This is a genomic window from Demequina zhanjiangensis, assembly GCF_030418315.1.
Taxonomy (GTDB): domain Bacteria; phylum Actinomycetota; class Actinomycetes; order Actinomycetales; family Demequinaceae; genus Demequina; species Demequina zhanjiangensis.
This window is the reverse complement of the sequence record NZ_JAUHPV010000002.1, coordinates 518,890-541,255: the sequence shown is the minus strand read 5'-3', so window position 1 is coordinate 541,255 and position 22,366 is coordinate 518,890. Positions and strand designations below refer to the sequence as shown.

Genomic DNA, 22,366 nt, shown 5'->3' with positions numbered 1-22,366 from the left:
CTCGGTCACTATCGTCGGGCGCACGTGCTCGCGCCTATTGTGGCACTCCCTGTGCCTCATGCTCTCGGACCCTGCAGATCGGGCCGTGGGCGGTGGGCTCGGGGAGCGATCGATGGGGGCAGCCTCCGGCGGGCCGTCCTGCTGTCCTGCGTCTCGTCTCCGACCGGGGGAGTCGGCGCCGCGGTGCGCTCCTCGAGCCGGAGCGAGGCGAGCTGCGCCTCGAGCCGTGGTGCGTCGCTCGGGCGGCGTCGAGGGTTCTTCTCGAGCACCTTCATGATGAGCGTCGCGAGCTCCGGCGAGACGGTCGGGGGCAGGGGCGGCACCTTGTCGTTCACCTGGGCCACGGCGATGTCGACGGCGTTCGCGGCGGTGAAGGGCCGCTTCCCCACGACCGACTCGTACATGATGATGCCGAGCGAGTAGATGTCAGACGCGGGCGTCGCAGGCTTGCCGAGCGCGAGCTCGGGGGCGAGGTACTGGGCGGTGCCCATCACCATGCCGGTGGCGGTGAGGGTCGTCTGGTCCTGGCTGCGGGAGACGCCGAAGTCGGTGATCTTCAGGCTGTCGTCGCCGAACACGAGCAGGTTGCCCGGCTTGATGTCCCGGTGCATGATGCCGGCCGCGTGGGCCGCCTCGAGCCCGCGGCAGGCCTCGATCATGAGGTTCACGAGCCTGCGCTCGGGGATGATGCGGTCGCGTTCCAGGATGGTGGACATCGGCTCGCCGTCCACGAGCTCCATCACCAGGTAGGCGGTTCCCTCCTGGTCGCCGTAGTCGAGCACCTGCGCGATGTTGGGGTGCTGCACGCCTGCAGCGTTGCGCGCCTCGTTCTTGAACCGCTTGAGGAACGTCGCGTTCGATGCCGACGCCTCCTTGAGCGTCTTGACCGCGACCTTGCGGCTGAGGTCGATGTCGGTGCCGCGCCACACCTCGCCCATGCCGCCGACGGCGATGAGGGACTCGAGCACGTAGCGTCCGCCGAGCGTGGTGCCGGATGCGATCGCCATCAGCCCTGCCCTCCGCTGAGGGCTGCCTGGATGACCTGTCGCGCGATGGGTGCGGCCACGCGGCCGCCCGTCGCGCCCTCGCCGCCGTCCTCGACGAGCACGGCGACCGCGATCTCGGGATCGGACGCCGGGGCGAACGCCACGAACCACGTGTACGGAGGCGCGTCGGTCCCGGTCTCGGCGGTGCCCGTCTTGCCTGCGACCTCGACGCCTGAGATCTGGGCGCTGCGTCCTGTGCCGTTGGCGACGACGTCGACCATCATGTCGGTGAGCTCGCTCGCGGACTGCGTGCTGATCGGCTCGGAGTACACCTCGGGCTCGGTGGTCTCGATGACCTGCAGGCTGTTGGAGCGGATGGTGCTCACCATGTACGGCTTCATGAGCACGCCGTCGTTCGCGATCGCGGCCGCCACCATCGCCATCTGCAGCGGGGTGGACCTGACGTTGTACTGGCCGATCGAGCTCTGCGCGGTCTGCGGCGCGTTCGGGTCGTCGGGAAGCTGCGAGGCGGCGACGGTGAGGGGGATGTCGAACGAGTCCTCGAAGCCGAAGGCGTTCGCCATGCGCTCGATGCCCTCCCACTGGAGGGACATGCCGAGCGAGGCGAAGGCCGTGTTGCACGAGACGCGCAGCGCGTCGGCGAGCGTCGTCCTGCCCTCGGCGTTGGTGTCGCAGGACTCTCCCTGGTAGTTGCGGATGGTCGCTTCCGTCTGCGGCAGATCCAGCACGTCGGGGGCGGGGATCGAGGTCTCGGGCGTGTACCCGGCCTCGAGGGCGGCGGCGGAGACGACCAGCTTGAACACGGACCCGGGCGGGTAGGTCTGCGCGATCGTGCGGTTCAGGAGCGGGTCGCCCGGGTCGTCGATCAGCTCGGCGTACGCGTCGTTGACGGCGGAGGCGTTGTGCGAGGCGAGCACGTTGGGGTCGTACGACGGGGTGGAGACCATCGCCTCGACCGCGCCGGTGCTCGGGTCGAGCGCGACGATCGCGCCCGAGTAGTCGCCCATCGCGTCGAACGCGACCTGCTGGAGGTCGGCGTCGAGCGTCGTCTCCACGGACGCGCCCTGCTGCTGCTCGCCGGCGAAGAGGTCGCCCAGGCGGGACCAGAACAGCGCGTCCGAGGTGCCGTTGAGAAGGGTGTTCTCGGCCTGCTCGAGCCCGGTGCGGCCGTACACCACGGAGTAGAAGCCCGTGACGGGCGCGTAGACGGGGCCGAGCGTGTACGAACGCTGGAAGCCGTACGGGTCGTCGACCGCGGCGGACTGCGCGACCGCGATGCCGTCCACGACGATGGGGCCGCGGTAGGTGCCGTACTCGCGGTACAGGGTGCGGACGTTGCGCGGGTCGTCGTTGAGGCTTCCCGCGTTGAGCACCTGGATCCAGGTGGAACCGCCCATGAGGGCCATGATGAGCACGAGGGCGACGACGGAGAGCCGGCGGATCGGATCGTTCATTCTGCCGGCTCCTCCTCCAGGTCGGGCCGCCGACGTGCAGCGGGGGTGGTCTCGGGCTTCGCCTCGGCGCGCACCGCGGGCCGACGCGCCTGGTCGGAGATACGCAGGATCAGCGCGACCACGATCCAGTTCGCGAGCATCGACGATCCGCCGTAGGCCAGGAACGGGGTGGTGAGCCCGGTGAGCGGGATGAGGCGCGTGACGCCACCGACGATGATGAAGACCTGAAGTGTGATCGCGAACCCGAGGCCGGCGGACAGCAGCTTGCCGAACCCGTCGCGCACGCCGATCGCGGTGCGCATCGCGCGCTGCACCAGGATCACGTAGAGCGTGAGGATCGCCATGAGACCGGTGAGCCCGAGCTCCTCGCCGAGCGACGCGATGATGAAGTCGGACTCCGCGTACGGCACGAGGTCGGGACGACCGTTGCCGAGTCCGGTGCCGAACAGCCCGCCGGACGCCATGCCGAACAGGCCGCGGACGAGCTGCTCGGAACGGCCCGACGAGTACACGTCCGGGTCCATCGCGTGCAGCCAGGCGTCGTATCGCGCACCCACGTGGGGGAAGGCGATGCCGGCGGCGACCGCGCCCACGATGAACATGACGAGGCCGATGACCACCCAGCTGACGCGCTGGGTGGCCACGTAGACCATGCCGATGAAGATCCCGAAGAACAGCAGCGCGGCGCCCAGGTCGCGCTGGTCGATCATGATGAGCAGCGCCGCGGCGAACATCACTGCGAGCGGCCCCATGTCCCGCATGCGAGGCAGCCGCATGCCCAGGAACTTGGGACCGGCGAGCGCGAGTGCGTCACGGTTGGTCTGCAGATATCCGGCGAAGAACACGACGAGCAGGATCTTGGCGAACTCGCCGGGCTGGAGCGAGTGGCTGCCGATGCCGATCCAGATCTTCGCGCCGTTGATCTCCCTGCCGAGGCCCGGTACGGCGGGCAGCAGATACAGGATGATCCCCAGGATGCCCGCGGTGTAGGTGAATCGTCTGAGGACCCGGTGGTCGCGGATGACGACGAGGACCACGATGAAGGCGAGTGCGCCGAGAAGCACCCACCCGATCTGGCTGTCGCCGAAGTCGGTGTCGCGGCCGCGGTCCGCGTAGGCGAAGTCGAGGCGCCTGATCTCGGCGAGCGAGACCCCGATGAGGCCGAGCACCGTGGGGAGCACCACCTGGTCGGAGTCAGGGGCGAGCACCCGCAGCGCGACGTGAAGCACGGCGGCCAGGCCGGCCGCTCCGAGCGCGTACCAGCCGAGCTCGTCCAGCTCGAGGAAGTCTGCGTGATAGTCGACGAGGCCGCGTGCGAGCACGGCGATCGCCCAGGCCAGCACCAGGAGCCACGCCTCCGCGCGCCTCCCCCGATGGACCCGCAGCTCCGAGATCGTGGCCATCAGCCGGTCGACTCCAGCGCGAACACGATCGCCTCGGCCTCGTTGAGGCTGCCGGCCCTGATCGCCACGGCGATCCGCTCCTGCTGGTACTCGGCGAGCTCCTCGAGGGGGGTGTCGGTGCGTTCCACGAGCGTGTGCAGCGAGACGAGGGGCAGCTCCTCAGGGATGCCGCGATAGATCGCGACGTACCCGTCGCTCTCGCCCACGTAGTACTGCTGCTGCGTCCAGACGTAGCCGCCGTAGGCGCCGCCCGCCACGATGAGAAGCGTGATGAGGGGAAGGAGCCAGGCCTTCCACGTGGACCACCGGGTGGACCATCGAGAAGGCTCGTCGTCGTCCTCGACCGGCTCGGCGGGGGAGAGGCGCGCGGCACGCGCTGCGGCGCCGGTCCCGCCGGACGACGGCTTGTTCCTGTCCCTCGCGGCGGACCCCACGATCTGCGACTGCGTCGAGGGACCCTGGCCGCGCGGCATGGCGTCGATGTCCACGACGTCCGCGACGATGCACGTCACGTTGTCCGGGGCGCCTGCGGCGAGCGCGAGACCGACGAGCGCGTCCGCGCAGTCGCCAGGGTCCTCGATCTCGGCGAGCGTCTCCTGGAGCGTGGTGCGGCTGACGACGCCCGACAGCCCGTCCGAGCACAGCATCCACCGGTCCCCGGGCCTGGTCTCGCGCACAGAGATGTCCACCGGGACGTCCGCGTCGATATCGCCCAGCACGCGCAGCAGCATGGAGCGCTTGGGGTGATGCTCGGCGTCGGCCGCGCTGAGACGGCCCGTGTCCACCAGGTGCTGCACGAACGAGTGGTCGGTCGTGACCTGCTCGAAGACGCCGTCGCGCAGCAGGTAGGCACGCGAGTCGCCGATGTGCGCCATGTGGAGCGTGGCGCCTGCGCGCAGGAGGGCGGTGACGGTCGTGCCGAGGCCGGACAGCTCGGGATCGTTCTCGGCGCGCGCGACGATCTGCGCGTGCGCGTCGCCGATGGCGTTCTTCAGCTCCTCGAGCGCCTCGTCCGGCCCGTGCGCCTCGCCGTCGAGCGCGACGAGCCTGCCCACAGCGATCGACGAGGCGATGTCACCTCCGGCCGCGCCGCCCATGCCGTCCGCGACCACCAGGAGCTGCGGGCCCGCGTAGGCCGAGTCCTGATTGTTGGCGCGGACCAGGCCGACGTCGGAGCGCGCGGCGAAGTCGAAGGCGATGTACAAGCGTCAGCTCCTCAGCTCAAGGCTGGTGGCGCCGATGCGGATCACATCGCCCTCACGGAACGGCACCGGATCGTCGACGCGCTGGTTGCCCAGGTACGTGCCGTTCGTGGAGCCGAGATCCTCGACCCGCCACCCGTCGTCCTCGGGGAAGATCCTGCAGTGCCTGGACGAGCAGTAGTCGTCCTCGATCACGAGGGTGCACGTGGGGGCGCGCCCCACGAGGATCGGAGCGGCGCCCAGCGGGACCGTTGCGCCCTTGAGCGGGCCCGACGTCACGGCCAGGTGGCCCTGCGTGCGCTCCTTCGTGGATACCGCTCCGGTGCGGATCCCCGTGCCTGCCCGGGAGGGCGCGGCCTGCTTCTGAGCACGGGCGTCGTCCCGCGTCCGCGCGGTGCGTCCGCGACCTCGCGTCACGACCCGCGTGCCGTACAGGTCCGATCGCAGGACGGCGATCGCCGTCAGCACGAGCGACCACAGCAGCAGGAGGAAGCCCAGGCGCAGCAGGGTGATCGACAGTTGGCTCATCGGGTCAGAGGTCCTCGTCGCTCGGAACGGCGTCCCAGTACATGATCGTCGTGCGGCCGATCGTGATGGCGTTCCCGTCCAGGAGCGTCGCCTCCTTGACCCTCTGATCCTCGACGAACGTGCCGTTCGTGGAGCCCAGGTCGGTGAGGATCGTGCCGTGCTCCGTGACCTCGAGCCGGACGTGGGCTCGGCTGACGCCCGTGTCGTCGATGACGATGTCCGCCTCTGAACCGCGTCCCAGGACGGTGGTGGCCCCCGTCAGGTAGTAGCGCTGTCCGTCGACGTCGAGAAGCGGATAGCGGGACTGAGGGTTGCGTGTGGTGGCAGGGGCCACGGGCCCGCGGGTGGTGCGGGAGCTGACGGCGTAGCGTCCGGTGGCGAGCGACTCGTCCTCCGCGAAGGAGACGGTGACGGCGCCGACGAGGCTGTACTGCTGGCGGGAGGCGTGGTCCTGGAGCGCGTCCTCGAGCTCGTGCGTGAGCGCCTCGTCTCCCCAGCTCACCACGGTCTCGTGGTCCGCGGGGCTGAGGGTCAGCACGTACTCGTTGGGCGCGACGGTGCGGCCCCTGTCCACCGCCGCGGCACGGTTGTCGCACTCCCGTTTCAGGGCGGCGGCGAGCTCGACCGGCTTGATGCCGGACCTGAACGTCTTCGCGAACGCGTTCTGCATCACGTTCTCGACGCCCTTCTCGAAACGATCGAGCACACCCATGCGTGAATCGTAACGTGCACGCGTCCCACCAGGGACGAGGCCGTCGGCGTGGGGTCAGGTACGTCAGGCAGCCGACTCGGCGACCAGGGGAGCGCGCAGCGGCCACTCGTCGCCGTCGAGCACCACCTGCACCGCATTGCCCGTGGTCGGGTCGACCACGACGGGAGCGAGCAGGTTGACGGTGGTGGTGGCGCCCTCGCCCGGGTGGACGATCGCGAGCATCACGGGAGTCGTGTCCTCCGACATGTCGAGCGCGTCCCGCACCTCCTGCGACACCTCGGGGGCGTACGCGGGGAAGTAGACGCGCGGCGACACCGCGAAGAGACGCACTCCCGGCTCCTGCGCGCTTCGCAGCGTGAACAGGTAGCCGAACTCGTCGATCGAGGCGAGGCGGAACGTGGTGAGCGAGGCCATGCCGGGGGGCGCCTCGATGAAGGTGAGCACGTCCGGCAGCTGCTGCACGGAGGCGCGGTCGGCGTCGAGCGAGAGTGCGATCGTCATGAGAGGAAGTCCATCAGGGTCGGCTGGAGGACGCGACCGGCCGCGCCGAGCGCACCCTGGTAGGCCACCTCCTGCATCTGCAGCTCCATCACGGTCTCCGCGAGGTCGATGTCCTCGAGACCGGAGATGCCCGAGGTCAGGTCCTGGACCTTGAGCTCGAGCGACGACTGGGTGTCCATCACCTGCTTGAAGCGGATGCCGACGTCCGCGATCGACGAGGTCATGCCCGCGAGCCTGGCGTCGATCTCGTCGAGCCTGCCGGTCACATCGACGCCGCCGCGCAGATCGGCCGCGATGTCGTCCAGCAGCTGGAAGACGGACGTGGCGCCGACGCCGAATGCCGCGGCGCCGTCGGCGTCCACGCGGACGGTCGCGTCCGCCCCGATGCGACGCTCGACCGAGGCTCCCGCGACGCCGTGCCAGGCGTAGCCGCCGGCCCCGTCGTCGAAGGCGATCCCGTCGGACGAGGTGCCTGCGAACAGCGAGCGCCCGTTGAGGGTCGTGTTGGCGAGGTCGAGCAGGCCGTCACGGAGGCCCTCCAGCTCGACGGCGATCGCCTCGCGCGAGGTGGCGCTCGCGGAACCGGTGCTCGCACCCTGGACCGTGAGGTCGCGGGCGCGCTGGAGGGACGTGATCGACTGCTGCAGCGTGGTGTCGATCTGCGCGAGCCACGACTGGCCGTCCTGGGCGTTGCGCAGGGCCTGCGTGGTGGCGGACTTCTCGGCGCGCAGGGTCATCGAGCGGCCGGCGGCGTTCGGGTCGTCGGACGCCTTCGTGATGAGCTTGCCGGACGACATCTCGCCCTGCATCTGCGCCATCTTGGCCAGGTTCGACTGCAGGTTCGCCAGCGTGGTGCGCTGGACGGTCTGCTGGGTGACACGGTTGATCATGGCTTACCTCCCCACCACACCGGTGCGGTTGATCAGGACGTCGAGCATCTCGTCGATCGCGGTCATGACGCGCGCGGCGCCCTCGTAGGCACGCTGGTAGGCGATCATGTTCGTCATCTCCTCGTCGATGTCGACGCTGGCGTTGCTCAGCTGCATCGTCTCGGCGGTCGCGCGGGTGGACTCGGCGACCTCGGCGCGCCTGCGGGCGGCAGCGGTGCTGACGCCCAGGTCCACGATGAACGACTTCCAGGTGGAGTCGGGGCCGTCGGCTGCCTGGCTGAGCTGCGAGATCTGGTCGGCCACTGAGCCGTCCCACGCGCCCGAGGCGCCGTTGCCTGCGGCGACCATCGAGGGGTCGGTGACGGCGACGGTGAGTCCCAGCGCGGGCGGCATGCCGGCGGAGAAGGAGAAGAAGTCGACTCCGGTGTCCGACGGCGGTGCGGCGAGCGTGGTGCCGGCCGAGTGGATGGTGTTGACCTGGGTGGCGACGCGAGTCGCGAGGTCGTTGATGGCGTCCACCGCGCCTGAGATCGGCCCGCCGAGGGACGTGGGCTGGAGCGCGGTGACCGTGCCCGCGAGCGAGCCCGCGTCCAGCACGAGCGGGTTGCCGTTCGCCCACTGGAGGCTCACGGTGTCGGTCGACGGGGGCTCGTCGAGTCCGCCGGCCATGGCGTACGAGCCGTTGACCTGGATGGAGTTCGCGCGGTCGCCCTGGACGAGCGGGTTGCCGTCCACGAGCACCGTCATGGTGCCGTCCTCCTGCAGCTTGGCGGTGGCGCCCACGGCGCTCGAGAGCTGGGTGACGAGCTGGTCCCGCTGATCCATGAGCTCGTTGGCGGATCCGCCGGACACGAGCACGCCGCGGATCTGCTGGTTCAGGTCCGCGATCGAGGCGGCCGTGCTGTTCACAGCGGACACCTGCGCGTCGGCCTCAGCGCGTGCCTGGTCCCACTGGGACTCGAAGGCGCGGTACGTGTCTGCGAGCTGGATGCCGAGAGTCTTCGCCGTGCCGAGCACCACCGTGCGCGTGGCGTCGCTCTCGGGGGAGTTGGCGAGGTCCTGCCAGGCGTCCCAGAACTCGTGCAGCGAGGTGCTGACTCCCGTGTCGCTCGGCTCGGGGACCACGCTCTCGAGGCGCTCGAGGGTGGTCGCGAGCGAGTCGGCATCGGCGGCCTGGGCGCTCTGCGTGCGCAGGCGCGCGTCGAGGAACTGGTCGCTGAGGCGCTCGAGCCCGGCCACGGTGACCCCGGTGCCGGCGCTGAGCGCCACGCCTGAGTGGATCGACGCGACGTTCGTGGCGGAGATCGACTGGAGGTCCGCGCGCTGACGCGTGTAGCCGACCGTGTTGGCGTTCGCGATGTTCTGACCGGCGACGTTGAGCGCCTGGCGCTGGGCGGTCAGCGAGGACAGCGCGGTCGAGAGCGTCGAGAAGGAGCCCATGGTCAGAAGGCCTCGTCCAGGAGGTAGGCGGTGTCGCCCGCCTTGGCGGCGGATCCCTTCGCGCTGTACTCCTTCATCGACTGGTCGATCCCGAGCAGCGCCTCCTGGGTCGCGCGCACGGAGCGCGCGAGGAGATCGCGGTTGAGGTGGCTCAGGGTGGAGATCTGCGAGGTGATGTCGGTGAGCGCGACGTGGTGGCCGCGCAGCATCTCGTCCCAGGGGGACGGTGCGGCCTGGGCGAGCTCGAGCAGGCTCGAGCCGGCGGGGATGCCGAGCTCACGGGCTGCCTCGTCGGCCTCGACGGCGCGTCCCAGCTCGGTGGCCTTGATCTGGTCCAGCACGGCCTCGACCTCGCGCGCGGCGCGGGCGACCCAGCGGCTGCGTCCGCCGGCGAGCACGAGCTCCTCGGTCTCGAGGCGGTACAGCAGGGTCTCGAGCAGCTCGCGTTCGCGCCACAGGATCGTGGACAGCTCGTCGAGTGACATGCGGCTCCTTCTTACGTGCCCCGGGGGTGGGGCTGTCGGTGCGTGACCCCGGGGGGCCCATCTGACTGTTCTATCGTCCAGGCGTCCCCAGATGTGACAAGAACGGACAAGAACGACGACCCAGGCGTTCTCGGTATTGGGAGTAGCAGGGTGTTCCCGATACCCGACGTCCTGTGATGACATTCACATCGGCAAAATCTTGCATTCTCGCGAGTCCCAGTTCAAGTGACTCGCCCGTGTGAAGTATGGCGTGTTCCACACGCACTCGGACACGAATCGGACATTTGGATTTTCCGGAGACAATCCCCTTTGTCCCATTTCACTGCACCGTGTGACGCTGCTCATATTGACGAACACGCTCCGGGTGTCACTATTCCGGCCATGAACACGCAGCACGATGCCTCCAACGCTCTGGTCGAAGAGCACCTCGCGTTGATCGGGTACAACGTCAACGAGGTCCTCGCCAGGGTTCCCTCTCACGTCGCCCGCGCCGACCTCATGTCGGCCGGCGCGCTCGCACTGGTCCGTGCGGCGCGCTCGTTCGACGAGTCCAAGGGAGTGCCGTTCGCCCGCTACGCCTCGCTCCGCATCCGCGGCGCCCTGGTGGACGAGCTGCGTTCCATGGACTGGGTCTCCCGTGGAGCCCGCCGTCGTGCACGTGAGACCTCCGAGGCCACCGACCGGCTCGCCGGACAGCTCGGCCGCACGCCCACCCGCCAGGAGGTCGCCCAGGCCCTCGGCGTGTCCGTGGACGAGGTCGATGCCGCCCGCGTCGACAGCGAGACCCGCGTGCTCTCCTCCGACGCCTTCGACGGCGCGGTGTCCGACATGGTCATCGAGCCGGGCACCGGCCCGCTCGACGCGATCGTGGGCGCAGAGAGGATCGAGTACCTGCGCGCCAGCATCGACTGCCTGCCCGAGAAGCTGCGCTACGTGGTCGAGGAGCTCTTCTTCCACGACCGCGCGGTCGTGGACCTGGCCGAGGAGATGGGCGTCACCCGCTCCCGCATCAGCCAGCTGCGCACCGAGGCGCTCGCGCTCCTCAAGGACGGCCTCAACGCCAACCTCGAGAAGGACGAGGCTCCCGTGGTCGACCCCGCCGAGGGCGTCGCCGAGCGGCGTCGCAAGGCCTACTACGCCGCAGTCGCCGCGCGCGCCGCCGAGGCTCGCGGCGCCTCCGCCGTCAACCCCGCGCTCGACGCGATGACGGGCGTCCGCGCCGCCTCCTGACCGACGCAGCCGCTCGCACGCCTGCGTCGACACTCCGGAAGTCCACGCCGTCGTACGTGCGCCTGCGTACCCTTCACGGCTCTGAGCCGTCTCCGTCGCGCCCTGGCCGACATCCCTGGCAGATGGTCTGCGCCGCGCGCGCGGAACGTCTTCAGAAATCTCACGAAAAACACTCTCGAGAAAACTCAACACCACCCCGCTCGACCCGATAGGGGCTACGTGTACCCACGGATGGGTGCCACGTCCGAGCCGACTTCATGGAGGAAAACATCATGGCTCTCTCGATCAACAACAACATCGCGGCGCTGAACTCGTACCGCAACCTCTCGAACACGCAGAACGACCTGAGCAGCTCGCTCGAGAAGCTGTCGTCCGGCTACCGCATCAACCGCGCCGCGGATGACGCTGCCGGTCTCGCCATCTCCGAGGGCCTGCGCTCGCAGATCGGTGGCCTCAAGGTCGCCGTTCGCAACGCTCAGGACGGCATCTCGGTCGTGCAGACCGCTGAAGGTGCGCTCACCGAGACGCACGACATCCTGCAGCGCATGCGCGACCTGTCCGTCCAGGCCTCCAACGAGGGTGGTCTGTCCACCGACGCCAAGGCCAACATCCAGTCCGAGATGAGCCAGCTGAAGGACGAGCTGACCCGTATCGCTGACACCACGCAGTTCAACGGCACCAAGCTGCTCGACGGCAACTACTCGGGCACCTTCCAGGTCGGCGCCAACGCCGGCGAGACGATCTCGGTGGGCGTGTCCACCGCGATGTCGGCCGCTGGCCTCGGTGTCGACGGTGTCGACGTCACCTCGACCGGTGCCGGCCTCACCGTCGCGCAGACCACCGCGTCGGCCACCGGTACCGCCGGTGTCGTCACGGTCGACGCGGCCTCCGACTTCACCCTGTCGGAGTCGTTCGACAACCTCAACGGCACGATCAAGATGGGCGACACCTCGCTCGACCTGTCGACCATCAAGTTCGATGCCGGCTCGTCCGCTGCTGACCGCCTCGCCGCCGTGAACTCGGCGCTCGACGCGAAGTTCGGTGCGACCGCCGGTGAGACCACGATCGCCGCCACCGCCTCGGCCACCGGCCTGGTGTTCACGCAGGAGGCAGCCCCCGCTGCCCTCTCCGCGGACAACACCCTGACCGGCACCCAGGCCACCGGCGCCTCGGTCGCGATCACCACGATCGACGACGCCATCAAGACGGTCTCCACCCAGCGTGCCGACCTCGGTGCGGTGCAGAACCGTTTCGACCACACGATCAACAACCTGAACGTGGCCGTCGAGAACCTGACCGCGTCGGAGAGCCGCATCCGCGACACCGACATGGCCTCCGAGATGGTGAACTTCACCCGCTCGCAGATCCTGTCGCAGGCCGGCACCTCGATGCTTGCGCAGGCCAACCAGATCCCGCAGGGCGTTCTCTCGCTCCTCGGCTAAGTCCGTCGGGTCGCCCCTGAGCCTCGGCTCGGGGGCGACCCTCCGGCTTATCCCCCTCATCCGCATACCGGCATCGACCACAGGGAAGGCAGGAGCTCATGCCCACGCTTGGCATCGACGGCATCATCTCCGGCATGGACACCACGTCCATCATCTCTGCGCTCATGCGGGTCGAAGCCCAGCCGCAGGCGCTGCTGCAGAGCAAGCAGAGCAAGGCCGAGAACGTGCTCTCCGCGCTTCAGGGCATCAACACCAAGGTCGCCTCGCTCGCCTCCGCCGCCGAGAAGGCGTCAGACCCGGACAGCTGGGCCTCCTTCAAGGCGACCTCGTCCTCGGACGCGGTCACCGCCACGGCCGGCACCACAGCCTCGGCCGGAAGCCTCAGCTTCACCGTCGACGCGGTCGCCACCTCGCAGGTGTCGCTGACCGCCGCGGTCACCGAAGGTGCGACGCTCGTCGCCGAGAACCCGCCATCCCTCACGTTCCTGAAGGCGGACGGCGAGTACCTCACCATCACCCCGGCCTCCAACAGCCTGGCCGACATCGCCTCCGCGATCAACAGCTCCTCGGCAGGCGTCACCGCCACCCGCGTGCAGGTCTCCGGCGGGGACACGCCCAGCTATCGGCTCCAGTTCGCCTCGGAGACGACCGGCGCCGACGGAGCCTTCGAGCTGTACGTCGGTGATCAGGCCGCGGTCGAGGGCGGCACCGCGACGCGTCTTGACTCCGTCGTCACCCGCGCGGCCACCGATGCGAGCCTGACCCTCTACCCAGGCACGGCCGCCGAGACCACCTACGCCCAGTCGTCCAACACCTTCACCGGACTCATGACCGGCGTGAACGTCACCCTGGGCGCGACGGTGGAGCCGGGCGACGAGGTCACGATCTCCGTCGCGACGAACGCGAGCTCCGTCGAGAGCCTCGCCAAGAACCTGGTGTCCAACCTCAACACGATCTTCAGCGACATCGCCTCCCGCACCCGGACCACCTCGAGCACGAACGACCAGGGCGAGAGCATCATCTCGGCCGGTCTGCTCGGCGGCGACAGCGCGGTTCGCAACCTCAGGACGCAGCTGACGCAGGCCGCGAGCTATCCGATCGATGGCGCCTCTCCCTCCTCGTACGGCATCTCCGTCACGCGCGACGGCGAGTTCGAGTTCGACTCGGCGGCATTCTCCGCCGCGCTCGCGGACGACCCCGACGGCACCGCCGCCTTCATCCAGGCCCTCGGCGCCCGCATCCAGGAGACGGCCGAGTCCTTCTCCGACTCCACCAGCGGATCGCTGTCCCTCAAGATCCAGACCCAGGAGAGCCGGATCGACGGCCTCGCCGACCAGATCGCCGCCTGGGACGACCGCCTTGCGATGCGTGAGGCGACCCTGTCCAAGCAGTTCACCGCGATGGAGACCGCGCTCGGCACCCTCAACTCCCAGCAGTCGTGGCTCGAGCAGCAGATCTCGCAGCTGCCCTCCTGGAACAGCAGCAAATAGGAGCGTGTGACACATGAACGGATACTCGGCCGCCCGCAGCCGCTATGTCGAGAGCGCGGTCACGACCGCCAGCCCATCGACCCTGCTCGTCATGCTGTACGACCGCCTGCTGCGCGATCTCGAACGAGGTGAGGTCGCCCTGCGCGAGGGCCAGCGCGATCAGGCGAACACCCAGCTCACCCACGCGCAGGACATCGTGACCGAGCTCGCCAACACGCTCGACGTGAACGCGTGGGAGGGCGGGCCCTCCCTCATGGCGCTCTACACGTATCTCACCACCTCGCTCGTCGAGGCGAACATCAGCGGCGACGCTGAGAAGGTCGCCGCATGTCGAGAGCTCGTCGCCCCCCTCGCCGAGGCATGGCAGGAGGCCGCCAGGCAGGTCGCCGAGACCGCGCCGGAGCACGCGCTCGGAGACCTGGGCGTCGGATGACCGCCGGGAAGGACGTCGACTGGGCGGCCGAGTGGGAGCGCACCCTCACCGAGCTCGAGATCGACGTCACGCAGGCCGAGCAGATGCTGAACGCCAGCCATCGCGACGTGGAGCTTCGCGTCGAGCCCTGGGTGCCGCCGCAGCTCCCTCCCATGCCCGCGAACCTCGTGGAGCGTGCACGCACGCTGCTCGACCGCCAGCTCAAGGTGTCGCAGGAGCTGTCTGCGGCCGCGCATGAGTCGCGCCGGCACGGACGCGCAGTGTCGCGCATGAAGGCCGCACAGCCGGCCCGACCGGTGTACATCGACACCCCCGCGTGAGGTTTGTCACTTCGCTGACAGAAACCTCATCGAAAACCTTCACACCCCCGTCGCACTGACGATGGGCGGGTTGAGCACGGATCGCTCGACGACTTAGGCCACGGATCGGCCCCTCATCCATGTGGGAAGGATGGCCGTTCCATGTTCGGCTCCGTGAGCTTCGACGCGATGTCCTCCGCGCTCGATGCGCTGTCCCTGCGGCAGCGCACCATCGCAGACAACATCGCGAACATCCAGACCCCGGGATACCAGGCCCGCCGTGTCCAGTTCGAGGACGCGCTCAGCAGGGCGGTCTCCCGCGGAAGCGGTGACGTCGACGCGACCATCGGCATCTCGGTCGAGCCCACCCGCGAGGACGGCAACAACGTCAACCTCGACACCGAGACCGTCTCCAACATCGACACCGTGCTGCGCTACCAGCTCGCCGAGCGCGCCATCGACGGCAAGTTCAAGGCCCTCCGCACGGCGATCGGGAACGCCTGATGACCACCTTCGCAGCGATCGGCATCGCGGGCTCCGGCCTCAACGTCTACCGCCACTGGCTCGACGCCGTCTCCGACAACCTCGCCAACGTCAACACCGTGCGTCCCACCGACGAGGACGCCTTCCAGGCCCGCTACATCGTGGCGCAGGCCAACGGCAACGACGGCGGTCAGAGCGGCGGCGTGCACGTCGCGGGCGCCGTCTACGGCTCCGCTGAGGGCCGGCTCGTCTACGAGCCCACCAATCCGCTCGCAGACGAGGAGGGCTACGTGCGCTACCCCGACATCGACATGACCAGCCAGATGACCCAGCTGATCATGGCGCAGCGCGGCTACCAGGCGAACGCCTCGGTGATCGACCGTGCGAAGGACATGTACACCAGCGCCCTGCAGATCGGGAGGAACTGATGACCATCCCCGCCATCTCCGGCGTCGGCGGAGCCGTCGCCCCCACCGGCTACATGGGCGCCGCCTCCGCCACCGGAGTCCCCGGCAGCGACGGCGCGTTCGCGAGCACCCTCGCCTCCGCGGTCGACAACGTGCAGGGGCTGCAGTCCACGAGCTCCGAGCTCGCGGTCAAGGCCGTCTCCGGTGACCTCGCCGATGTCCACCAGTACACGATCGCCGCCACCGAGGCCGCCGTCACGCTCGAGCTCGTCTCGGCCGTGCGCAACAAGGCCGTCGAGGCGTTCACCGAGATCATGAGGATGCAGGCCTGATGCCGAAGCAGGTGACGGGGTACCTCGAGCGTCTGCGGACCACCGCCGACGGGATGACGTTCGCCCAGAAGATCATCATCGCGATGCTCGCCGGAGTGCTGGTGGTCAGCGTCGTCGCGCTCAGCCAGTGGATGACGCGCCCGAACCTGGCGCCGCTGTTCACCAACCTCGCGTCGGCCGATGCCGCGGCGATCGTGGCGCAGCTCGACTCGAGCGGTGTGCCCTACGAGCTCACCGCCGGCGGGTCGACGATCCTCGTCCCCGAGGAGCAGCTCTACGACACGCGACTCGCCGTCGCCTCCGCCGGGATCACCTCCAGCACGGGTGTGGGCTACGAGCTGCTCGACAACATGTCGATGACCAGCTCCGAGTTCCAGCAGCAGGTCACCTACCAGCGCGCCCTCGAGGGTGAGCTCGCCGCGACGATCGAGGCGATGGAGGGCGTCCAGACCGCCTCCGTGAAGCTCGCGATCCCCGAGGACACCGTCTTCGCGGACCAGCAGGCGCCGCCCACCGCGTCGGTCTTCATCGCGACCGCGCCCGGCACCGCGCTCGGCACCCAGAACGTGCAGGCCATCGCCAACCTCGTCTCGGCCTCGATCGAGGGCATGCGCTCCGAGGACGTCGCCGTCATCGATTCCGACGGCATCGTGCTCTCCACGGTCGGCAACGAGGACTCGTCCATCCAGCAGTCGAGCGCGACGGCCGACTACGAGCAGCGCATCGCCTCCAACGTGCAGCAGATGCTCGACCAGATCGTCGGCGCTGGCAACGCCGTCGTCTCCGTGACCGCCGAGCTGAACTACGACGAGACGCAGCGGACCAGCGAGGTCTTCAGCTCGGACCCGAGCGCGCAGCCGCTCAGCGAGTCGAGCACCACCGAGAGCTACACCGGTACCGGCGGCACCGAGGCAGGAGTGCTCGGACCCGACAACATCTCCGTCCCCGACGGCGCCAACGGCACCGGCGACTACACGTCCGAGAACTACGTGCGGAACAACGCGGTCAACAAGGTCACCGAGATCACCGCCTCCGCTCCCGGCACCGTGCGCCGCCAGTCCGTCTCCGTCGTCGCGAACGACGCCGTGGCCGCGTCCATCAACATGGCCGACCTCGAGTCCATGGTCGCCGCTGCCGCAGGCGTCGACACCACCCGCGGCGACATCCTGTCCGTCTCCACCATGGCCTTCGACACCACGCAGGCCGAGGAGGCCGCCGCCGCGATCGAGGAGGCCAGCGCAGCTCAGCAGGCCGCCGCGACGCAGACCATGATCATCGACATCGTGAAGTGGTCGCTGATCGGCCTCGTCGTCCTGATCGTCGTCATCATCGTCATGGTCAAGTCGCGCAAGAACCGCAAGACCGACGAGCGAGTCCAGCTCAGCCTCGAAGCCGTCGAGGAGCTCGAGGCCCGCGCCCAGGCCGCGCTCGACGCCCGCTCGCAGGCGCTCATCGACGCCGCCCAGGGCGAGGCGAGCGGCGAGGGGCTCGCGCTCGAAGCCGCGCCCGTGCCGGACATGGACTCGGTCGCGCTCGCGATCCGTGAGGAGATCACCGCCTTCGCCGAGCAGCAGCCCGCCGAGGTCGCGGAGGTCCTCCGCGGCTGGATCACTGCGGAGCGCCGCTGATGCCCGCCATGCTCACCGGGCCCCAGAAGGCCGCGCTCGTGCTCATCCAGATGGGCAAGGCTGCCGCATCGCGCGTCATGTCCCAGATGGACGAGCACGAGATCGACCAGGTCACCACCGAGATCACGCGTCTGCGCACCGTCGACGACGAGACCCTCAAGGAGGTCTTCGGCGAGTTCCAGCGCCTGTCCGCCGGCGGACTGATCGTCGAGGGCGGCTACGGCTACGCGCAGAAGCTCCTCGAGGAGACGCTCGGCAAGGAGAAGGCCGCCGAGGTGCTCGACCGCCTCGCAAGCCGCATCCAGGTTCAGCCCTTCGAGTTCCTCCGCAACGCCGACGCCCGCCAGGTGGTGTCGCTTCTCACCGGCGAGCACCCCCAGACCATCGCGCTCGTGCTCGCCCACCTGCGCCCCGAGCACGCCTCCGCGATCATGGCCGGGCTCGCCCCCGAGACGCGCACCATCGTCGCGCACCGCATCGCCCTCATGGACGGCGCCTCGCCCGACGTGGTGAACCTTGTCGCCGAGCAGCTCAAGCGCAAGGCCACCAACCTCCTCACCTCCCGCGAGATGACGGCGGTCGGCGGCATCGAGCCGCTCGTCGAGATCATCAACAAGGCCGACGCCGCCACCGAGAAGATGATCCTCGAGGGACTCCACGAGCAGGACGCCGATCTCGCGGACCAGATCCGCCAGATGATGTTCGTCTTCGCCGACATCACCCTCCTCGAGGACCGCGCGATCCAGATGGTGCTGCGCGGCGTCGAGACCATGACGCTCGCGACCGCCCTCAAGGGCGCCGAGGACGCTGTGCGCGACAAGATCCTCCGCAACATGTCGGAGCGCGCGCGAGAGAACCTCGTCGACGAGATCGACATGCTCGGCCCTGTCCGCATCTCGATGGTCGAGGAGGCCCGCTCCCAGGTGGTCCAGGTCATCCGCGGCCTCGAGGAGTCCGGCGAGATCATGATCAGCCGCGACGGGGAGGACGAGTATGTCGCCTGACCTCCGCATCCAGCCCTTCGTGCCCGCGTCGCTCGGCAGCCGATCGGTCGCGGCCGACGCCGGCTCGCCCGAGTCCGACCGCACCGCGAGCACCCCCGGCCACGCCGCCGGCTACGCCGCGGGCTATGCCGCGGGCGCCCGCGCCGCCGCAGAGCAGGCGGACGCCGATCGCGCTCGGCTCGCCGCCGACCACGATCGCCGCGAGGCCCTGCGCGACGCCCAGGTACGAGACGCGCTCGCCGCCCTTCACGCGACCGCCTCGCAGTGGAGCCTGCGCGCCGCGCCCGTCCTGGACGAGGCCGAGCACCTGCTCCACAGCGCCGCGCTCGAGATCGCCGAGGCGATCGTCGCCCGCGAGCTCGGCACGGCCGCGGGCTCCGCGGCCACCGCGCTCGCCCGCGCCCTGAACCTGCCCGACGAGGTGGAGCCCACCCGCATCCGCCTGTGCCCGAGCGACCTCGAGCACATCCAGCGCGCCGTCGACGGAGGTGACGTCGAGCTCCCCGCCGGCACCGTGCTCGCCGCCGACCCGCGCCTCACCCCGGGAGACGCCGTCACCGAGTACCAGGACGGCACCCTCGACGCACGCATCGGCACCGCGCTCCAGCGCGTCCGCCGCGCGCTGCTCGAAGACGAGGAGATGTGACCATGTCAGTGCTCGCAGCGCCCGAGAGGGCACAAGGCGGCCGTCAGCTCCGGCTGGCCTCCGCAGTCGCCGCCGCCGCACCCGAGCTCGTGGGCTCCGTGGCGTCGATCATCGGCCTGTCCGTCGAGGTGTGCGGCCTGCCCGGCGCCGTCGGCGACCTGATCGCGATCGACAGCGACGAGCCGGGCGGCACCGTCGCCGAGGTCGTCGCCGTCACCCCCCGCTCGCTCCGCTGCATGCCGCTCGGCCAGATCCACGGCCTCCGCGTCGGCATGGCCGCCCGTGCCACCGGCAGCCCCCTCACGGTGCCCGCCGGCCCCCAGCTGCTGGGCCGCGTGCTCGACGGCCTCGGCCGCCCCATGGACGGCAAGGGCCCGCTCGGCGGCGAGGGCATGTCCCGCGTGCCGATCTCGATGAACGCTCCCGACGCGCTCAGCCGCGCCCGCGTCGACACCCCCGTGGGCCTGGGCGTCACCGCGCTCGACACCCTCGTGACCGTGGGCCGCGGCCAGCGCATCGGCCTGTTCGCGGGCTCGGGCGTCGGCAAGTCCAGCCTGCTGTCCATGATCGCCCGCGGGACGGACGCCGAGGTCAGCGTGATCGCCCTCATCGGCGAGCGCGGACGTGAGGTCCGCGAGTTCCTTGAGGACGACCTGGGCCCGGAGGGGCTCGCGCGCTCCGTCGTCGTGGTCGCCACCTCCGACCAGCCTGCGATGGTCCGCCTCCGTGCCGCCTTCGTCGCGACCCGCATCGCCGAGGACCTCCGCGCCCGAGGCAGCCACGCCGTCCTCATGATGGACTCGCTCACCCGCGTCGCCATGGCGCAGCGTGAGATCGGACTCTCGGTCGGCGAGCCCCCCGCCACCCGCGGCTACCCGCCGTCGACCTTCAGCATGCTCGCCCAGCTGCTCGAGCGTGCAGGCACCGACGACAAGGGTTCCGTCACCGGCATCTACACGGTGCTCGTGGACGGCGACGACCACAACGAGCCCATCGCCGACTCCGCCCGCTCGATCCTCGACGGCCACGTGGTCCTCTCTCGCGACCTTGCCGTCGCGGGTCACTACCCGGCCATCGACGTGCTCGGCTCGGTCTCCCGAGTCGCGAGCCGGGTCACCACCCGCGAGCAGCAGACTCTGGCGCTCCAGCTCCGGCAGGTGCTCGCCGCCAGGCAGCGTGCGCAGGACCTGCTCGACGTGGGCGCCTACGCGCCCGGCTCGAACGCGCTCGTGGACGCCGCCGTGGCCAACGCCGATGCGATCGACGGATTCCTGCGCCAGTCGGTGGACCATCACATCCCCGCCGAGCAGTCGTGGACCGCGCTCGCGGGCCTCGTGCAGCAGATGGGGGTCCGCTGATGGCCCGCCGGTTCCCGCTCGACGGCCTGCTGCGCGCCCGGCGCCTCTCCGAGGAGCGCGCCGCGGCGACGCTCGAGCGCGCCAACCACGGTCGCCGCGCGGCGGAGGTCGCCGTGGACGACGCACGCACCCGCCTGACGGGGCTCGGCTTCGCATCCCCCGGGCATGCCGGCGCCACTGCGCTGGCCACGCCCGAGACCTGGCAGATCATCGCCGCCTCGCGGGCCGCATCCGCGACCACGATCTCCGAGCTCACCGGCGCGCTCCACGAGGCCTCCACCAAGGCGGACCTCGCGGCGCAGCAGTGGGGAGAGGCGCGCATGCGCGTCTCGATGATCGAGAAGCTCGGCGAGCGGCACGCCGCCAAGGTGGCCGCCGAGGACCTCGCGGCCGAGCAGCTCGTGCTTGATGAGGCGGCGCTTCGCCGCTCCCTCGACAAGGAGGACCGATGACCACCATGATCTCCGCGATCCCGGCGCCCGGGCGCTCCGAGAGCGGCGGCACGTCAGGCAAGGTCGCGTCCGACGGCGCCGACTTCGCCCGCGAGCTCGCCGGCGCGCAGCGCGACGTCTCGGGACGTGACTCCGCACGCCGCGAGGATGCCGGAAGGGCGCGCTCCGAGGCCCGCGACGACCTCGCCGTGACCCGTGCGGCGCGCGACCGCGCCGACGCCGTGCGCGACAGGGCCGACGCCGCCCGTGATCGCGCCGCGGCTCACCGCGACCGTGCTGCGGACCAGGCGGAGGCGGCACGCGACCGCGCCGCCGACCAGGCCCGCGCTCGCCAGGCCCACGCTGACCAGGCCCGTGCCGACAAGGCGCACACGGACCGCGGCCGCGTGGAGCACGACGCCGACGCGCGCCGCACCGACGGCACCGAGACCGGCGCACAGGACAAGCGCACGAGCGATGTCCGTACCGGCTCGACGAAGCCCGACGGCCAGTCCGGCGACGCTGTCGAGACCGGCGCCTCGCTCACCACCGAGACGGACGTGGTCGCCGATGCGGTCGCGGAGGACGGCGAGCAGCAGAATCCGCTGACCGCGGCGCCTGCGCTCACCGACACCGCAGCCGGCGACGGCGCCCGGCCCGCCGAGTCCTCGGACGCGGCGAGCGCAGCCGGGACCCAGGCTGCCGCCACCCAGGCCGTCGCCGCCCAGGCGAACGCTGCCGACTCCGGTCCGTCGGCTGACGAGACCACCGTCGACTCCGAGGTGGACGTACCGTCGGCCGCGCGTACCGGCGGGCTGTCAGCGGTCGAGGGTGAGGCCGTCGCCGCGACCGCCGCCAAGTCCGAGGGCGACACCTCCGACCAGCCCGGCGACCCGTCGGCCCGTCAGCGCGGCACCGAGCAGTTCCCTGCCGGAGAGCGGGCCGCGCAGGCTGCGCTCGGGTTCGTGAAGGCGACCGAGCAGGTGGCGGCGCACCGTCCGTCGGCCCCGACCCAGGCGACCGCGAGCGTCGACGGCGCCGCCCCCACCGCGGGCCTCCCCGCGCAGGCCTCGCCCACCGCGAACGTCGCGACCGCGTCGGCCCCGGCGCCCGTGCCGGCCACGCCCGCGACTCCGCTCGCATCCCAGCTCACCGGTCAGCTCACGCACCTCAAGCAGCTTCCGCAGGGGGAGCACGTGCTCACGCTGTCCGTGAACCCGGAGACGTTCGGCCCCGTCAAGGTGGTCGCGCACATCACCTCCGACAACGTCAGCATCCAGCTGTTCGGCGCGTCCGACGCGTCTCGCGAGGCCCTCCGCGGCGCGCTCGCGGACCTGCGCCGCGACCTCGCGGCGACCGGCCTCCAGGCCGACCTCGACCTCGGCACGGACCAGGGCCCGCAGGGCGGTCCCGCCGACCAGGGCGACGGCCTCGGCCAACGCCGCGGCACCACCGCCGCACCCACCTCGATCCGCCTCGACGGACCGCAGGAGCCCACCGCACCCACCCTCGCCACGAGCCGTCGTGCCGGCGGCGTCGACCTGATGATCTGAGAGGAACC

24 protein-coding genes are annotated in these 22,366 nt (G+C 70.3%); 14 read left to right on the top strand and 10 right to left on the bottom strand.

Going from position 1 to position 22,366, the window contains the following annotated elements:
• Positions 1–56 precede the first annotated feature (56 nt).
• The 10 genes from QQX04_RS05245 to flgN all read right to left on the bottom strand — a co-directional run bounded on the left by QQX04_RS05245 (position 57) and on the right by flgN (position 9,622).
• Positions 57–1,007 (bottom strand): serine/threonine-protein kinase, encoded by a 951-nt coding sequence (locus tag QQX04_RS05245; protein ID WP_301126901.1) that lies wholly within the window; start codon positions 1,005–1,007, stop codon positions 57–59.
• Positions 1,007–2,461, bottom strand: coding sequence for a peptidoglycan D,D-transpeptidase FtsI family protein (locus tag QQX04_RS05240; RefSeq protein WP_301126899.1), 1,455 nt, complete (start codon positions 2,459–2,461; stop codon positions 1,007–1,009). Before QQX04_RS05240 ends, QQX04_RS05245 begins: the two co-directional genes overlap by 1 nt.
• Entirely contained in the window at positions 2,458–3,864 is a 1,407-nt protein-coding gene (locus QQX04_RS05235; RefSeq protein WP_301126898.1) for an FtsW/RodA/SpoVE family cell cycle protein, read from the bottom strand. The genes QQX04_RS05240 and QQX04_RS05235 overlap by 4 nt, the downstream gene beginning before the upstream one ends.
• Positions 3,864–5,069: a PP2C family protein-serine/threonine phosphatase gene (locus tag QQX04_RS05230; protein ID WP_301126896.1), complete on the bottom strand. Its 1,206-nt coding sequence runs from the start codon at positions 5,067–5,069 to the stop codon at positions 3,864–3,866. Before QQX04_RS05230 ends, QQX04_RS05235 begins: the two co-directional genes overlap by 1 nt.
• A gap of 3 nt (positions 5,070–5,072) precedes the next feature.
• Complete coding sequence (locus tag QQX04_RS05225) at positions 5,073–5,594, bottom strand: FHA domain-containing protein FhaB/FipA (protein ID WP_301126895.1); 522 nt, start codon at positions 5,592–5,594, stop codon at positions 5,073–5,075.
• A 4-nt stretch (positions 5,595–5,598) separates the two neighbouring features.
• Positions 5,599–6,306 carry an FHA domain-containing protein gene (locus QQX04_RS05220; protein ID WP_301126893.1) on the bottom strand — a complete coding sequence of 236 codons (708 nt, stop codon included), beginning with the start codon at positions 6,304–6,306 and terminating at the stop codon, positions 5,599–5,601.
• A gap of 63 nt (positions 6,307–6,369) precedes the next feature.
• Positions 6,370–6,807, bottom strand: a complete 438-nt coding sequence (gene fliW, locus QQX04_RS05215) for a flagellar assembly protein FliW (protein ID WP_301126888.1) — start codon at positions 6,805–6,807, stop codon at positions 6,370–6,372.
• Entirely contained in the window at positions 6,804–7,697 is an 894-nt protein-coding gene (gene flgL / locus QQX04_RS05210) for a flagellar hook-associated protein FlgL (protein WP_301126887.1), read from the bottom strand. The genes fliW and flgL overlap by 4 nt, the downstream gene beginning before the upstream one ends.
• A 3-nt stretch (positions 7,698–7,700) precedes the next feature.
• The gene (gene flgK / locus QQX04_RS05205) at positions 7,701–9,137 is read right to left on the bottom strand and encodes a flagellar hook-associated protein FlgK (RefSeq protein WP_301126885.1); all 1,437 of its coding nucleotides are present in this window, start codon (positions 9,135–9,137) and stop codon (positions 7,701–7,703) included.
• A gap of 2 nt (positions 9,138–9,139) precedes the next feature.
• Positions 9,140–9,622, bottom strand: a complete 483-nt coding sequence (flgN, locus tag QQX04_RS05200; RefSeq protein WP_301126884.1) for a flagellar export chaperone FlgN — start codon at positions 9,620–9,622, stop codon at positions 9,140–9,142.
• A gap of 381 nt (positions 9,623–10,003) precedes the next feature.
• Between flgN and QQX04_RS05195 the strand changes: the two genes are divergently transcribed.
• The 14 genes from QQX04_RS05195 to QQX04_RS05130 all read left to right on the top strand — a co-directional run bounded on the left by QQX04_RS05195 (position 10,004) and on the right by QQX04_RS05130 (position 22,358).
• Complete coding sequence (locus tag QQX04_RS05195) at positions 10,004–10,852, top strand: sigma-70 family RNA polymerase sigma factor (protein WP_301126883.1); 849 nt, start codon at positions 10,004–10,006, stop codon at positions 10,850–10,852.
• Positions 10,853–11,124: 272 nt separating this feature from the next.
• Positions 11,125–12,294, top strand: a complete 1,170-nt coding sequence (locus tag QQX04_RS05190) for a flagellin N-terminal helical domain-containing protein (RefSeq protein ID WP_301126882.1) — start codon at positions 11,125–11,127, stop codon at positions 12,292–12,294.
• A 98-nt stretch (positions 12,295–12,392) separates the two neighbouring features.
• Positions 12,393–13,784, top strand: a complete 1,392-nt coding sequence (fliD, locus tag QQX04_RS05185; protein ID WP_301126881.1) for a flagellar filament capping protein FliD — start codon at positions 12,393–12,395, stop codon at positions 13,782–13,784.
• 13 nt (positions 13,785–13,797) lie between these two features.
• The gene (gene fliS, locus QQX04_RS05180) at positions 13,798–14,217 is read left to right on the top strand and encodes a flagellar export chaperone FliS (RefSeq protein ID WP_301126880.1); all 420 of its coding nucleotides are present in this window, start codon (positions 13,798–13,800) and stop codon (positions 14,215–14,217) included.
• A complete protein-coding gene (locus tag QQX04_RS05175; RefSeq protein ID WP_301126879.1) occupies positions 14,214–14,537 on the top strand; it encodes a hypothetical protein in 324 nt (107 codons plus the stop codon). Before fliS ends, QQX04_RS05175 begins: the two co-directional genes overlap by 4 nt.
• 141 nt (positions 14,538–14,678) lie before the next feature.
• Positions 14,679–15,020: a flagellar basal body rod protein FlgB gene (locus QQX04_RS05170; RefSeq protein ID WP_301126878.1), complete on the top strand. Its 342-nt coding sequence runs from the start codon at positions 14,679–14,681 to the stop codon at positions 15,018–15,020.
• The gene (flgC, locus tag QQX04_RS05165; RefSeq protein WP_301126876.1) at positions 15,020–15,427 is read left to right on the top strand and encodes a flagellar basal body rod protein FlgC; all 408 of its coding nucleotides are present in this window, start codon (positions 15,020–15,022) and stop codon (positions 15,425–15,427) included. The genes QQX04_RS05170 and flgC overlap by 1 nt, the downstream gene beginning before the upstream one ends.
• Positions 15,427–15,738: a flagellar hook-basal body complex protein FliE gene (fliE, locus tag QQX04_RS05160; protein WP_301126874.1), complete on the top strand. Its 312-nt coding sequence runs from the start codon at positions 15,427–15,429 to the stop codon at positions 15,736–15,738. The genes flgC and fliE overlap by 1 nt, the downstream gene beginning before the upstream one ends.
• A complete protein-coding gene (gene fliF, locus QQX04_RS05155) occupies positions 15,738–17,366 on the top strand; it encodes a flagellar basal-body MS-ring/collar protein FliF (RefSeq protein WP_301126873.1) in 1,629 nt (542 codons plus the stop codon). Before fliE ends, fliF begins: the two co-directional genes overlap by 1 nt.
• Positions 17,366–18,370: a flagellar motor switch protein FliG gene (fliG, locus tag QQX04_RS05150; RefSeq protein WP_301126871.1), complete on the top strand. Its 1,005-nt coding sequence runs from the start codon at positions 17,366–17,368 to the stop codon at positions 18,368–18,370. The genes fliF and fliG overlap by 1 nt, the downstream gene beginning before the upstream one ends.
• The gene (locus QQX04_RS05145) at positions 18,360–19,016 is read left to right on the top strand and encodes a FliH/SctL family protein (protein ID WP_301126870.1); all 657 of its coding nucleotides are present in this window, start codon (positions 18,360–18,362) and stop codon (positions 19,014–19,016) included. Before fliG ends, QQX04_RS05145 begins: the two co-directional genes overlap by 11 nt.
• A 2-nt stretch (positions 19,017–19,018) precedes the next feature.
• Positions 19,019–20,374, top strand: coding sequence for a FliI/YscN family ATPase (locus tag QQX04_RS05140; protein WP_301126868.1), 1,356 nt, complete (start codon positions 19,019–19,021; stop codon positions 20,372–20,374).
• Positions 20,374–20,826: a flagellar FliJ family protein gene (locus tag QQX04_RS05135; protein WP_301126867.1), complete on the top strand. Its 453-nt coding sequence runs from the start codon at positions 20,374–20,376 to the stop codon at positions 20,824–20,826. Before QQX04_RS05140 ends, QQX04_RS05135 begins: the two co-directional genes overlap by 1 nt.
• Positions 20,823–22,358 carry a flagellar hook-length control protein FliK gene (locus QQX04_RS05130; RefSeq protein WP_301126865.1) on the top strand — a complete coding sequence of 512 codons (1,536 nt, stop codon included), beginning with the start codon at positions 20,823–20,825 and terminating at the stop codon, positions 22,356–22,358. Before QQX04_RS05135 ends, QQX04_RS05130 begins: the two co-directional genes overlap by 4 nt.
• The last annotated feature ends 8 nt before the right edge of the window (positions 22,359–22,366 follow it).

Coding starts and splice junctions, on each gene's coding strand:
- QQX04_RS05245 (WP_301126901.1), bottom strand. CDS start 1,007: ATGGCGATCGCATCCGGCACCACGCTCGGCGGACGCTACGTGCTCGAG.
- QQX04_RS05240 (WP_301126899.1), bottom strand. CDS start 2,461: ATGAACGATCCGATCCGCCGGCTCTCCGTCGTCGCCCTCGTGCTCATC.
- QQX04_RS05235 (WP_301126898.1), bottom strand. CDS start 3,864: ATGGCCACGATCTCGGAGCTGCGGGTCCATCGGGGGAGGCGCGCGGAG.
- QQX04_RS05225 (WP_301126895.1), bottom strand. CDS start 5,594: ATGAGCCAACTGTCGATCACCCTGCTGCGCCTGGGCTTCCTCCTGCTG.
- QQX04_RS05220 (WP_301126893.1), bottom strand. CDS start 6,306: ATGGGTGTGCTCGATCGTTTCGAGAAGGGCGTCGAGAACGTGATGCAG.
- fliW (WP_301126888.1), bottom strand. CDS start 6,807: ATGACGATCGCACTCTCGCTCGACGCCGACCGCGCCTCCGTGCAGCAG.
- flgL (WP_301126887.1), bottom strand. CDS start 7,697: ATGATCAACCGTGTCACCCAGCAGACCGTCCAGCGCACCACGCTGGCG.
- flgK (WP_301126885.1), bottom strand. CDS start 9,137: ATGGGCTCCTTCTCGACGCTCTCGACCGCGCTGTCCTCGCTGACCGCC.
- flgN (WP_301126884.1), bottom strand. CDS start 9,622: ATGTCACTCGACGAGCTGTCCACGATCCTGTGGCGCGAACGCGAGCTG.
- QQX04_RS05195 (WP_301126883.1), top strand. CDS start 10,004: ATGAACACGCAGCACGATGCCTCCAACGCTCTGGTCGAAGAGCACCTC.
- QQX04_RS05190 (WP_301126882.1), top strand. CDS start 11,125: ATGGCTCTCTCGATCAACAACAACATCGCGGCGCTGAACTCGTACCGC.
- fliD (WP_301126881.1), top strand. CDS start 12,393: ATGCCCACGCTTGGCATCGACGGCATCATCTCCGGCATGGACACCACG.
- fliS (WP_301126880.1), top strand. CDS start 13,798: ATGAACGGATACTCGGCCGCCCGCAGCCGCTATGTCGAGAGCGCGGTC.
- QQX04_RS05175 (WP_301126879.1), top strand. CDS start 14,214: ATGACCGCCGGGAAGGACGTCGACTGGGCGGCCGAGTGGGAGCGCACC.
- QQX04_RS05170 (WP_301126878.1), top strand. CDS start 14,679: ATGTTCGGCTCCGTGAGCTTCGACGCGATGTCCTCCGCGCTCGATGCG.
- flgC (WP_301126876.1), top strand. CDS start 15,020: ATGACCACCTTCGCAGCGATCGGCATCGCGGGCTCCGGCCTCAACGTC.
- fliE (WP_301126874.1), top strand. CDS start 15,427: ATGACCATCCCCGCCATCTCCGGCGTCGGCGGAGCCGTCGCCCCCACC.
- fliF (WP_301126873.1), top strand. CDS start 15,738: ATGCCGAAGCAGGTGACGGGGTACCTCGAGCGTCTGCGGACCACCGCC.
- fliG (WP_301126871.1), top strand. CDS start 17,366: ATGCCCGCCATGCTCACCGGGCCCCAGAAGGCCGCGCTCGTGCTCATC.
- QQX04_RS05145 (WP_301126870.1), top strand. CDS start 18,360: ATGTCGCCTGACCTCCGCATCCAGCCCTTCGTGCCCGCGTCGCTCGGC.
- QQX04_RS05140 (WP_301126868.1), top strand. CDS start 19,019: ATGTCAGTGCTCGCAGCGCCCGAGAGGGCACAAGGCGGCCGTCAGCTC.
- QQX04_RS05135 (WP_301126867.1), top strand. CDS start 20,374: ATGGCCCGCCGGTTCCCGCTCGACGGCCTGCTGCGCGCCCGGCGCCTC.
- QQX04_RS05130 (WP_301126865.1), top strand. CDS start 20,823: ATGACCACCATGATCTCCGCGATCCCGGCGCCCGGGCGCTCCGAGAGC.